Here is an 8,984-nt window from a genome sequence, read left to right on the forward strand (position 1 = left end):
CTGATCGACACGGACGTCGGCGACGACGCCGACGGCGTGGTCGACCTCGGCGAGGACGACGATCGGACCGGAGACGCCGATCTCGGTGACGATACCGGTCGACGCGACACCCACACGACGGGCACCGGGGTCGGCGACGATACGGGTCGACGTGATAGCGGCATCACAGACGACGAACGCGCCGGATCGGAGTCGCACCTCGACGACGATGACGACGAGCTGATCGACACGGACGTCGGCGACGACGCCGACGGCGTGGTCGATCTCGGCGAGGACGACGACGAAGACGACCGGGATCTCGGATCGAACTGAGACGCCACGGACAGCACCGCCGAGGCCAACTTTCGAACGTTCTTTTGGACCGGTTGTGTGCGTTCAGCGGATGCGAGCGAGTCGTTCGTCCGCGGATTCCGACGTCGATGCTCGTCCGTCACGACGCGGAGTGAAAAACAATCGAAAAGCCGACGCGGGATGGCGCGCTCGAACGTGCTTCCCGCGTTCGACGACTTACTCTTCGTCCATCTCGTCGGGTGCGCGACCGGGTACGTCTTCCGTCTCGACCTGGCTCCCTTCGCCCGTCTTCACGTCGTCGGATTCGGCCGCCGTCTCCCTCGGTGGGGTCGTCTCTTCGCTCTCTGATCGGTCACCCGACCGATGACTCTGGTGGGCGTCCCCCTGGCGCTCGGTGGACTCTCGACCGGGTTCCTGCGACCGACCCCCCGAGGTCCCTCCGGTCGCGCGTCCACCTTCGTGTGGGACCCACCGTCCGGTTCGTCCGTACTCTTCGGCGCCACCCTCGTGGCGTGTCGGGTGACCGTGACGGTCGCCGGTTCCGTGCTGTCGGCCGCCACCGCCTTCGCGTCCACCGCGACCCTCGGGACCGCCTCCGGACGCGCCGACGCCGCCCGCCGGCTGGGAGATCGGTTCCCCCGTTCGGTGCTCCGGGTGGTGATGGCCCTGGCGACGGGCGTCGCGTCGATCCGGTCCGCGACGATCCTCGAATTGGCCGCCGTCGTGCATACTCCCGGTTCGACCTTGGCCGGCCTGCGGGGCCTCGCCACCGCCGTGCATCTCGCGTTCCGGTTCCATCCGTCCGTCCCGGTGACCGCCGCCACCTTCCATTCGCGGCGGCTGGCGTCCTCGATCGGTGTCAGCGGGCCCGCCGCTCGTCCGGCCGCCTCCTTCCCGGAACTGGCCTGGCATCGGCGCCCGCCTCATGCCCTCCTCCATCGCCTGCTCCACCTCGGGCATGATGGCCTCGACGCCTTGCAGGTAATTCTCCATCAACGACTTCGTGACCTCGATGCCCTGACGACCCGCCGTGTCTTGCATCTCCAGCAGACTGAGGAACATCTTGGTCGCGTTTCGCTGGAGCTCGAGGCTCTGTTCGAAGGCGTCCCGGGCCTGATTGATCGACGTCCGTTGCATGCGCTCGGTCGGTGGTACCTGTTCGTCTCTCATGTGTATCTCGTCGCTGCGGGCGACGTCCGTCGGTGGGCGGGGGACCGCCTCGCTGTTAAAAGGGAGCGTTGGTTGCAGTCGCCGTCCGGGGTGCAGCCGAAGGTTGGTGGGGAGTTCGTCGCGTATTTCTGCGCGAATCGATCGAGAGCGTGCGCGGTGCGACCGGGGCCGTCGGTCGAACCGGACCGAGCCGAGCGCGCTGTACGCGCTGGTTTCTTCCGGTAACGCCGGATTGGCGCGACGCTCGATCTCGGTTCGTCCGTTCAGCCGCCGGGTTCGCCGTGCGTGACGCCGTCGCGATCGTCGGCACGCATCCGGCGCAGCGCGGCGCGCGCGTTGCTCGCGTCGTAGCCGAAGTAGACGTTCTCGGCGTACGTCTCGGCCACGCGCGTCGCCGTGATCAACGGGTCGACGTCGACGTTCACGGCGTACAGTTCGACGCTGAACGGCGTCTCGAGGGCGCTCTGGAATCCCTTCGCGATCGTCTCCAGCCAGTAGGTCGTGCCGTAGGCGGTGTCGTAGAGCGGAACCACGAATTCGTCGACGTACGGTTCCAGCGCCCGGAGGTCCAGGCCCGCGCGTTCGTATAAGTGTCCGGGGTACGGGTCCGGGTACAGGGTGAGGTACACCCGGCCGGGAATTCGCTCGGTCGCCTCCGCGACGAACTCCGTGATCACGTCCGCTCGCCAGTCGAACCGATCCTCCCGGTCGCTCGCCTCGAACCGTTCCGTGCAGACGTCACACCGGCAGTACTCGGGTCGGGGAAAACCGACGTCGTCGAGCCGGACGTCCTCGCTTTCGGTAACGCAGTCGTCGAGAACGTCGAACAGGCCGTCGCGATACTCCTCGCGTGACGGACAGACGTACGCCCAGTCGAAGTACGGTTGTTCGCGCGTCGCCCGGTTACCGTCGTCGTCGACCGGAACGAGCGACGGAGCCGCGTCGGCCGCCGCGTTGTCCCCGAAACACGAGACCATGTTTACGGCCTCGGGCAGCGGTTCTGCGGCCCGCCCTGTGACGTCTTTGACCTCGTAGAAACCGCGATCGAACGCGTCCCACGTCACTTCCTCGGCGTTTCGAGTGACGACGCCGTACATGGAGGGGTCTTCCCCCTCCAGCGGGTAAGGTGTTCTGAAGCCGGTCTAGGCCTCCGGTTCGTATTCGATCTCGCCGTGTCCGCCGGTGAAGACGACCTTGTACAGCACCACGATCACCGCGATCACGAGCAGGAGTTTCAGGGTACGCGACATGTACGATCGATCGTTCTACGGCGGATGATATATTATTTCTGGATACAGTCCGAGCGAGGCGTCGTCGAGCGTCGATGGGGGGTATCCCGTCAGGTGTCGATCAGCGAAGCGATCTCCTCGCGGACGATTCGCTCGCAGTACGCACACCGGACGCCGTCGTCGAGGACGTCGAATCGGGACGTGACGGGCTCGTTCTCGGTCGTGATGCACCCGGCGTTCGGACAGACGAGAACGCCTTCGACGGCGGACGGGCGCTCGACGCGGTGCTTCTCGACGACGTCGTATTCGCGGACGATGTTGATGGTCGCGTCGGGCGCGATCAGCGAGAGCACGTCGACTTCGTCCTGGCTCAGTTCCCGTCCTTCGACCTTGACGATGTCCTTCCTGGCGAGCCGGTCCGACGGGACGTTCATCCCGATGGAGACGCCTTCACCCTCGGAGCCGTCGATGCCGAGGATGGCGAGCACGTTGAGGGCCTGTCCGGCCCGGACGTGGTCGATGACGGTGCCGTCGCGGATCTTACTGACGCGCAGTTCGTGATCGTCACTCATCGCCGTCACCCAGAAGGAGGTCGAGCAGCGCCATGCGAACGGGGACGCCGTTGTGTGCCTGTTCGAAGTACGCCGCGTGGGGCGTGTCGTCGACGTCCGGCGAAATTTCGTCCACGCGGGGCAGCGGGTGCATGACGGTCAGGTCGTCGCGCGCCCGTTCGAGCGTTTCGGCGGTGAGTTGGTACTCGCCGGCGACCGCTCGGTACTCGTTCTCGTCGGGGAAGCGCTCGCGTTGGATCCTGGTGACGTACAGGACGTCGAGTTCCGACAGCACCTCGTCGATGGACTCGTGTTCTTTAAGGCTCGCACCCTCCTGGTGGAGGTCGAAGACGACTTCGCGGGGGAGTCGGAGGCTTTCGGGGCTGATGAAGTGCTGGGTGGCGTCGAAATTCCCAAGCGCGTACGCGAGCGAGTGGACGGTACGGCCGTACTTCAGATCGCCGACGATCCCGATCGTCAGGTCGTCGAGACCCGCCTGCTCGCGAATGGTGTAGAGGTCGAGCAGCGTCTGGGTCGGGTGGTGGCCCGCACCATCGCCGGCGTTGATCACCGGAACGTCGACGTACTCGCTCGCCAGCTTCGCCGCCCCTTGCTGGGGGTGCCTGAGGACGATGGCGTCGGCGTACCCCTCGATCACGCGTACCGTATCGGCGAGGCTCTCGCCTTTCTTCACGCTCGACGATTCCACCGAACCCATGTCGACCACGTCGCCCCCGAGACGCTTGATCGCCGTCTCGAAACTCATCTTCGTCCGCGTGCTCGGTTCGAAAAAGAGCAGCCCGAGCAGCCGACCCTCGTGGCTGTCCGCGACCGACTCCGGGTCCGACGCGAGCGACCCGGCGCGGTCGAGTACGCGCTCTACGTCATCGCGCGTGAGTTGCTTGCTCGTGAGGAGATTTCCGTGGCGCATCTACTCGAACTGGGTTTCGGAGGGCCCTTGAATCTCTCCATCCGCGGACGTCGACGCCGACCGCAGGTTCAAGGCGCCGGAGGCGGCCAGCCCGGTCCGTGATAGCTATCGTGAGCGGAGAGCGTGCGCCCGGAACGCGAGTCGCTCTGGATGCGGCGACGGCGCTCGCACGACGCGACCTGCCGTCGATCGTGGTCGACGTCGACGCGGACGCGCCGACGATCCACGCCGCCGCCGGCGTCAGCCGTCGACCGACGCTCGCCGCGCTCGAGCGGGATCGGACGGTGCGAGAGGTCGTCCAGGGCCACCCCGACGTCGCGAACGTCGGAGTCGTGGCGGCCCCGGAGGGATCGGCGCGGTTCGACGTCCGAGGCGCGCTCGAACGACTGAATCGGACGAACGCGACCGTGATCGTCGACTGTCCGCTCGCCGCCGGACCGGTCGTCGCCGATGCGCTCGGTGCGATCGACCGGGCGCTGGTCGTCACCGCCGAGCGATCGGACGACGACGCCGCGAACGTCGCGGACGAAGGGGCCTCGCTGACGACCGTCGGTGACTTCGACGGACCCCTACCGTCGACGCTTGATGGCGTTCGACTCGCGGGGGCGCTCGGCGCGGACGAGGTCCGTTCGATCGAGGTCGATCGAGACGGGACGAACGCGCCCCTCGGACCGGTCGTCACCTGGCTCTCAGATCCTCCACACGATTCCGATCGCACCAGTGCCGAGAGGGTGCCGGAAGCAGTATCGTTCGGGAGTAGCGTTCGACCGAAGGCAAAGAGTTATGAAACCGCTGTGGCAACATTTCACGAGCGCATGGTAGGTCGGCTAGAAACCGGTATCGACGTGCTGGACCGCAAACTCGACGGCGGCCTCCCGCCGGGGTGCGTCGTCGCTTACACGGCCGACCCGGCCAGCCAGTCCGAGCTACTCCTCTACGAACTGACGGCGGCGCGCGGAACCCTGTATCTCACGACGGAGCGATCGGACGACGTGGTTCGTCACAGTATCGAGTCCTCGCCGGCGCGGGTCGGGAGTCCGACGATCCGGTACGTAAAACCCGAGGACTCCCTCGAGGAGGCCCGCCGACTCGTGAGCGCCCTCCCCGACGGCGCGAACCTGATCGTCGACACCATGGACGTTATCGAACGGACCGACCGGGACGCCTACCGGGATTTCCTCAACGACCTCAAATCGCAGATGCTCGAGACCGGGAGCATCGCCGTTCTTCACTGTCTGAAAGGCGACGATGTACCGACGAACCGCTCGACCACGGTCCACATGGCCGACGCCGTCTTCGACCTCCAGACCGACGTCCAGGCGGCCGAAGTAGAGAACTTCATGACGGTCCCCAAGTTCCGCGGCGGCGGCGCGCCGACCGAGCGGATCAAACTCGAACTCGCAGAACAGGTGGCGATCGACACCAGCCGGGACATCGCCTGAAGACGGAGTTTCGTTCCCTGCCGACCCAGCGGAACCCGACGTCGATCGAGAGGGGAGGCCACGGCCCTGCAGGTGTGTAACCGAAGCGCGTCGGCTCGACCGACACCATCGAGAACCGAACGCAGACAGCCCCGTCATCGCCTAGAGCGCACCGTTCGAGCGTCGCTCGGGGAAACTGTGGGAAATTGCGAGAACGCATGCGGCAGCGACCGGCCTCGTCGAATCCGCATGGGACCGCCGATCGGACGCGTCGACCCGTGGCGTCACCCACCGACGTGGGTGTCGCACGGACGGGAGATCGATCGTCGAATTACTCTTCGACGTCCGCTTCCAGTTCCTCGACGATCTCGTCGGCGTCGACGTCGGCGTCCTCCAGGGCGTCCTCGAGTCCGCCGCCACCGCCACCCATGCCACCCATGCCCCCCATCATGCCGGGGAGACCCATACCGCCGGCGCCGTCGATGACGTCCTGGACGATGACGCGGTCGACGCCGACCTTGTCGATGACGTCCTGGCCGATCTGCTGTTTCGAGAACATCCACTGCTGGTTCATCGTCAGCTGTGGCGTGGACTCGACGTACAGCGTCTCCTTTTCGACGGTCTGGGTCTCGTACTCCGGCTCGGCGTCCTCGTCGTCGTCTTCCGCGTCCTCGTCGTCGTCTTCCGCGTCCTCGTCGTCGTCTTCCGCGTCCTCGTCGGACTCGACCAGCACTTCCTCTTCGACCTCGTCGGTCTCGATCCGAAGTTCTGGCTCGACGTCCAGGTACATCTCGAAGAGGCCGGCCGCCTGACGTTCGCGGTCTTCGACCTCGTCCAGGAGCTCGTACTCGTACTCGACGTCCTCGCCGGCCAGCGGGTGGTTGAAGTCGACGCGGGCGCGGCCGCCGATGATGGTCTCGACGTAGCCGTGCTGTCCGTCGATGTGGACGTGCGCGCCGGGGTACCGGTCGTCTTCGTCGATCTTTTCGGCGCTGACCGTCTCGACGGCGTCGGGGTCGTACTCGCCGAAGGCCTCTTCGGCCGGGACGGTCACCGTCCCGCCGTCGCCGACGTCGCCCCCGTAGATGTCCGCTTCGACGGCCTCGAAGATGTGACCCTCGCCGAGGATGATGGTGCGGGGCTTGAACTCGCGGTCCTGGTCCGCGACGCCTTCCTCTTCGGCGACGTCCTCGTCGGTCGTGTCGACGAGTTGCCCGTCCTCGACGGTGCGGGCGGTGTAGTCGATCTCGACGAAGTCGCCCGTCTGGAGGCCCGACGCCTCCTCCTCGGGTTCCGACTCGGTCTCGGCAGCCGTCTCCTCGTCGGCTCCCTCGTCCGGGTCCGTCTCGTCGGCTGCCGATTCTTCCGCGACGTCATCGGCCGACGCGTCCTGCGCGGCCTCCTCTTCCTCGGTCATATCTTGTACGTCCGCCCGTCCACATTTAAGGACGACGTTTTGTCGGCGAGCGGTTGGGACGAACTCACGAGCCACCGTCGGCTCCGTTGTCGCCCGTCCGTCGGCGATCGGGCGGGGAATCGGCGTCCGAATCCGCTTCCACGACTATTTGTGCGCCTCCCGCGTTCGTCCGCACATGTACGAGGTCGAAGTGAAAGTCCCCGCTTCCCTCGACCGCGTTCGCGATCGATTGCGGGAACTCGAGGCGACCCCGGTCGACCGCGTCGAACAACTCGATACCTACTACGACGCACCGCACCGGACGTTCGCGGAGACGGACGAAGCCCTTCGGATTCGCGAAGAACGCGGCGCCGACGGACGACGTACCGAACTCACGTACAAGGGACCGCTGGTCGAGGCGGCTTCGAAGAGCCGGGAAGAGGTGGAGACCGGCGTCGACGACGGCGAAGCGGCCGATCTCCTGTTCCGACGCCTCGGGTTCGATCCCGCGGCCTCGGTCCGCAAGGAGCGAGAACGGTACCGCCTCGACGGCTACACCGTCACGCTCGACGCCGTCGAGGGCGTCGGCGAGTTCGTCGAGGTCGAGCGCGAAGCGACGTCGGAAACACTCGAACCGACGCGGGAGGGTGCGTTCGCCGTTCTCGAGCGACTCGGCCTCGATCCCGACGATCAGATCAGGACGTCCTATCTGGGGCTACTCCTCGAGTCGCGGCGGAACGATTGAGCGGCGATCCGTGGAGCGCTCGTCCGGTGTTCGGCCGAACAAGCGGGTGCCGAGTGCGAGGGAAGGCCCCGTCGAGAGGGACGAGTCACTCTCACGCGGATCGTCACCCACCGTACGTGACACGTAACTGCGTCCCAGTTATGAAACCGCCGTGCAATCATCTTCGCAAGTTATAGAACCGCGCCCCGTCAACGCCACTGCAATGACCGACCGGAACATCCGCGTGGAGCCGTTCGAACGACGAGCGGTGGAGGACCAGGAGATCGAGATCGTCGAGCGCAAGGGGATCGGTCACCCCGACTCGATCTGCGACGGGATCGCCGAGAACGTCGCGCAGGCGCTCGCCCGGGAGTACGTCGACCGGGTCGGGACGGTGCTGCACTACAACACCGACGAGACCCAGCTCGTCGCCGGCGAAGCCGCGCCCGCCTTCGGCGGCGGCGAGATCGTCGATCCGATCTACGTGCTGATCGTCGGCCGGGCGACCAAACGGTACGAGGGCCAGATCATCCCGACCGAGAGGATCGCCCTGGAGGCGGCTCGCGAGTACCTCGCGGCGGAGATTCCGGAACTCGAGTACGGCACCGACGTCGTCGTCGACGTCAAACTCGGCGAGGGCAGCGGCGATCTCCAGGAGGTGTTCGGGGACGAGGGTGAGGTTCCCGTCCCGATGGCCAACGACACGAGTTACGGCGTCGGTCACGCGCCGCTTTCGGAGACCGAGCGAATCGTCCTCGACGCCGAGCGCCGGCTCAACGGCGAGTACGCGGACGAGCACCCGGAGCTCGGCGCCGACGTCAAGATCATGGGCAAGCGGGAAGGGAACGAGATCGACGTCACCGTCGCGGCCGCGATGATCGACGCGCACGTCGCGGACATGGACGCCTACGTCGACTCCGTCGAGAGCGTCCGGGAGTTCGTCGCCGGCGTCGCGACCGAGCACACCGATCGCGACGTTCGCGTCCACGTGAACACGGCCGACGACTACGACGCCGGCTCGATCTACCTCACCGTCACCGGCACCTCCGCCGAACAGGGCGACGACGGATCCGTCGGCCGCGGCAACCGGGCGAACGGTCTCATCACGCCCAACCGATCCATGTCGATGGAGGCGACGAGCGGGAAGAACCCCGTCAACCACATCGGGAAGATCTACAACCTCCTCTCGACGGAGATCGCCCACCAGGTCGTCGACGAGGTCGACGGCGTGCGCGACCTGAAGGTCCGACTCCTCAGCCAGATCGGCCGGC

The 8,984-nt window shown here is 66.4% G+C and carries 8 protein-coding genes and 1 pseudogene; 4 read left to right on the plus strand and 5 right to left on the minus strand.

Features of this window, described 5'->3' with window-relative positions:
- Positions 1-312 (plus strand): annotated as a pseudogene (locus QZT59_RS04355) (hypothetical protein); the annotation flags it as partial.
- A 195-nt stretch (positions 313-507) separates the two neighbouring features.
- On the opposite strand, the gene QZT59_RS04360 reads toward QZT59_RS04355, so the two are convergent.
- From QZT59_RS04360 to pyrB, 4 genes are all read right to left on the minus strand, one after another.
- A complete protein-coding gene (locus QZT59_RS04360; RefSeq protein WP_290811844.1) occupies positions 508-1,461 on the minus strand; it encodes a hypothetical protein in 954 nt (317 codons plus the stop codon).
- A gap of 263 nt (positions 1,462-1,724) precedes the next feature.
- Complete coding sequence (locus QZT59_RS04365) at positions 1,725-2,558, minus strand: hypothetical protein (RefSeq protein WP_290811847.1); 834 nt, start codon at positions 2,556-2,558, stop codon at positions 1,725-1,727.
- Positions 2,559-2,800: 242 nt separating this feature from the next.
- Positions 2,801-3,262, minus strand: a complete 462-nt coding sequence (gene pyrI, locus QZT59_RS04370) for an aspartate carbamoyltransferase regulatory subunit (protein WP_290811849.1) — start codon at positions 3,260-3,262, stop codon at positions 2,801-2,803.
- The gene (gene pyrB / locus QZT59_RS04375) at positions 3,255-4,172 is read right to left on the minus strand and encodes an aspartate carbamoyltransferase (protein ID WP_290811852.1); all 918 of its coding nucleotides are present in this window, start codon (positions 4,170-4,172) and stop codon (positions 3,255-3,257) included. The genes pyrI and pyrB overlap by 8 nt, the downstream gene beginning before the upstream one ends.
- Before the next feature lie 815 nt (positions 4,173-4,987).
- On the opposite strand from pyrB, the gene QZT59_RS04380 reads away from it, so the two are divergent.
- Positions 4,988-5,614, plus strand: coding sequence for an RAD55 family ATPase (locus tag QZT59_RS04380; RefSeq protein WP_290811864.1), 627 nt, complete (start codon positions 4,988-4,990; stop codon positions 5,612-5,614).
- Positions 5,615-5,924: 310 nt separating this feature from the next.
- Here QZT59_RS04380 and QZT59_RS04385 read toward each other — a convergent pair whose 3' ends face one another.
- Positions 5,925-7,010 (minus strand): peptidylprolyl isomerase, encoded by a 1,086-nt coding sequence (locus QZT59_RS04385; RefSeq protein WP_290811855.1) that lies wholly within the window; start codon positions 7,008-7,010, stop codon positions 5,925-5,927.
- Positions 7,011-7,185: 175 nt separating this feature from the next.
- On the opposite strand from QZT59_RS04385, the gene cyaB reads away from it, so the two are divergent.
- On the plus strand, positions 7,186-7,734 hold the full coding sequence (gene cyaB, locus QZT59_RS04390; RefSeq protein ID WP_290811858.1) for a class IV adenylate cyclase: 549 nt from the start codon (positions 7,186-7,188) through the stop codon (positions 7,732-7,734).
- A gap of 202 nt (positions 7,735-7,936) precedes the next feature.
- A partial coding sequence (locus QZT59_RS04395; RefSeq protein ID WP_290811861.1) for a methionine adenosyltransferase occupies positions 7,937-8,984 on the plus strand: 1,048 nt, incomplete at its 3' end.

The organism is Halovivax sp. (genome assembly GCA_007119345.1).
In the GTDB taxonomy this organism is placed as follows: domain Archaea; phylum Halobacteriota; class Halobacteria; order Halobacteriales; family Natrialbaceae; genus Halovivax.